We start from the raw sequence: 3,450 nt of genomic DNA on the forward strand, positions 1-3,450 counted from the left end.
GTCTTGGTATAATGCTAGGCATTAATGTAAAAAAAACAAATGAAGAGTTAATTATTTCATGGCAATTGGCGGAGATTACAATTCCATTACGTGATGTAATTGAGGTTACCGAAGATGCTACCTATGCTGGTGTTGAAGAAGTAGATGTAATACGTATTGGAACAGCTTATGGGACAACAGACCGTATTTTAATTAAAACAGTAAAACAAAATTATGTATTGTTTACTACAAATAAAGTTGCTATTTTAAATGCCATTCACGCTTAAATATAGGAGTCTTCTTGGCTAAAATGATAAAAATAAGCACATCTTGTTATAAAAACAGATGTGCTTATTTTTTAATTTCTATGCATTTTTACGTTTTAAGAAAATCACTCCACCAACAATTAACAGTAATGCTCCTGCAGCCATAGAGATCCAACTTGTAAGATTAGTACCTGTTTGCGGTAACCATCCAATTTTAGATTGAATTTCTTTCTTAAGTTGTGGTTGTTCTTTTACTTGCTCGTTAGGTTGCTCTGGTGTTGGCGTATTTTTACCTGAATTTGGCTGTTCTGGTTTTGGTTGTTCCGATTTTCCCTCTTTAAATTTCACTGTTTGTCCCTTATCTTCAATTTCAGCGTGAATAGCTACTAATATATTATCTTGATACAGTTCTTCAAATACTACTACTTCTTTACCTTGTAATGCAGAAGCATTGAAAGTGAAGTCTAATGTGATAGAACCATTCTTCTCTTTAGCAGTAAACTTAGATTCTACTGTTACTTCTTTACCATCAACTAATAATGGCTTGTTTGTTGCTTTATCCACTAGTTTACCTTTTACTACGTACTCTTTACCCACGATTAAGTCTTTGTATTCCACTTTATCTTGGATTGTTACAGTTTTAGAAGCATCTAACTCTTTAGAACCATCAGCTTTGTTTGTTGCTGTCGTTTTTACTGATGGCTTAACGAACTTAACTGTTTGACCTTTATCATTGATATCAGCATGTGTCGTAACAACTTTTCCGTCTTTCAGTAACTCTTCGAATACTACTACTTCTTTTTCTTCTAAACCAGTTGCATCAAAAGTGAAATCTAGTGTAATAGAACCATTTGCTTCTTTTGCTGTAAACTTCGTTTCAACAGTTACTTCTTTACCATTTACAACTAATGGTTTATTAGTCTCTTTATTCATTAATTTACCTTTTAAATTGTACTCTTTACCTACTTGTAGGTCTTTGTATTCCACTTTATCTTGGATTGTTACAGACTTAGACGTGTGCATTTCTTTTGTACCATCTGTTTTATCAGTAGCTGTTGTTTTTATTGAAGGAATCTTTTCATCTTTGACAATGTGTTTAATGATTTGACCATTCTCTTTAATTTCAAAAGAGAACGTTTCTTCATTTAATACATAACCTTTTGGTGCAACAGTTTCTTTATATGTGTATTTTCCAAATGGTAACTTTTCAAATTTAGCGATTCCTTTATCGTCTGTTTTTCCTTTTACTACTTCTTTTCCTGCTTCGTTATAAATCGTAAATTCTGCATTTGGAAGCTTGTTATTTCCATCAGCTACATCTACCTTTGTAATTTCTAGATCACCTTTGATAAGATGATTAACTGCCAATAACTCAATAACCTTTCCATGTTCCTTTATTTCGAACATAATCGGTTCTTTAACAAGAACGTAACCATTTGGAGAAGCCTTTTCTACAAATGAATATTTACCATACGCTAAATCTTTGACGTTAATCTCACCATTTTTATCTGTCTTATATTCCCCAACTACTTTTCCACTTGCATCTTTTAGCTCGAATGCTGCACCTTCTAATTTTTTACTAATATCTTCATTATCTACTTTTAGTAATTTTACACTACCTTTCACTTCGGTATTTTCCACTGTAAAATTAAGTGTTTTATTGTGCTCTTTAATTTCAAAAGGATACTTTGTTTTATTTCCAATATATCCATTAGGTGTTTTTGTCTCTAAGAAATAATATTTACCATACGTAAGATCTTCAACGTTTGCAATTCCATTTTCTTTTGTTACTACTTTTTTCACTTCTTTTCCATCTTCAGTGAAGACTGTGAATTCAACATTTGGTAAAATCTTTCCTGAATCACTAAGCTTTTTAATTTCGATGTTACCTTTTACTTTGTTATTTACTATTTGGACAGCTCCTGTTTCCCCTGTCTTAACTTCAATAGTTTGTGGTTTATCATCTGAAACATAGCCTGTTGGTGCTTTAATTTCTTTTAATGTGTAAGTACCAATTGGTAAGTTGTTTAATTCTGCCATACCATCAGCACCAGTCGTGATTTTTCCGACTGATTCATTATTTGCATTAAAGACCTCAAATACTGCACCAGCTAAAACTTCTCCATTTTCTCCAACCTTTTTAATTTTTAAAGAACCAGCTGCTTCCCAATTTACTGCAAGATCACTACTAAGCTTTTCTTCATTTCTCTCTAATAGTACTGTAGCATTCTGAACAGTATCCGTACCACGATAAGCAATTGCTTGAACTTTAGTTAAATTAGCAGCAACACTTAAATTAAATTCACCCGTTTTTGTATTCTTAGGAATTTGGATACGAAATTTTTCTCCAACTGAAAGCTGATCTTTCACTTCTCCATTTTCACTAACAATTCTAACTCCATTAGGTGCATTTTTCGCTACTACCTTATAAGAACCACTCTTAGCATTTGTTTGTACTGAATATAGATTTGTTTCGAAGAATTCACCCTTTAATTCTGCTTTTTGCTTTTCAGCAGGAATCACATTCATAAAAACATCTTGAGTCTCTTCACTATTGTTAGCATTACTAATAATAGCCTTAGCTGCTTTTTCAACATTTTTATTCTCATGTGTTAATTCATTTACATCGAGTTGACCTAATGCATTCCAAACCGCAAGTTGCGTTGCATAATGCGCTTCATTTTTATTAGCTACTCCCAGCTGTTCAGCACTTTTTTGCGGGAAACCATTTAATAAGACTCTATATACTACATTATCTGTTTTCCCCATTTCAGGAAGATCTTCACCATTTGGTGATTTTAATCCAAGGGTTAAGCAATAAGCAATTTGACCACTTGAATTTTTAATCATTTCAGTGCGAATGTACTTACCTAGACTATTACTATAACTCCAGTCCATTGAATATTTCTCATGCGTCATAACCTCTGCACTAGCCCTAGGTAAAAATACATTAAGGAATAATGCCAGTACTGATAATAATGTAAAAACTCTTATAATGACTCTCTTACCCAATTTTGTAACCTCCCTAGAATAAATTAATCCGAGTATATATCGCAATATCTAAAACATTCACGATCGACCCAATTATCATTATAAAACAATAAATTACAAATATTAAATAATTTTAATAAAATAGTCAAAAAATTTACACATTTTATTATTTATCAAGTTTTTTAACGAATTTACTATATACAAATTCTAAAAC

General features: G+C 31.9%; 2 protein-coding genes. One reads left to right on the forward strand and one right to left on the reverse strand.

All coding sequences use genetic code 11. From position 1 onward, the window contains the following. The first annotated feature begins 11 nt into the window (after window positions 1–11). Window positions 12–266, forward strand: coding sequence for a SunI/YnzG family protein (locus ABWK52_RS24555; RefSeq protein WP_000900695.1), 255 nt, complete (start codon window positions 12–14; stop codon window positions 264–266). A 78-nt stretch (window positions 267–344) separates the two neighbouring features. On the opposite strand, the gene ABWK52_RS24560 is transcribed toward ABWK52_RS24555, so the two are convergent. Further along, window positions 345–3,257, reverse strand: a complete 2,913-nt coding sequence (locus ABWK52_RS24560) for a SpaA isopeptide-forming pilin-related protein (RefSeq protein WP_098542297.1) — start codon at window positions 3,255–3,257, stop codon at window positions 345–347. Between the last annotated feature and the right edge of the window lie 193 nt (window positions 3,258–3,450).

The sequence above is a fragment of the Bacillus sp. AP50 genome (genome assembly GCF_040492675.1).
Classification (GTDB): Bacteria; Bacillota; Bacilli; order Bacillales; family Bacillaceae_G; genus Bacillus_A; species Bacillus_A cereus.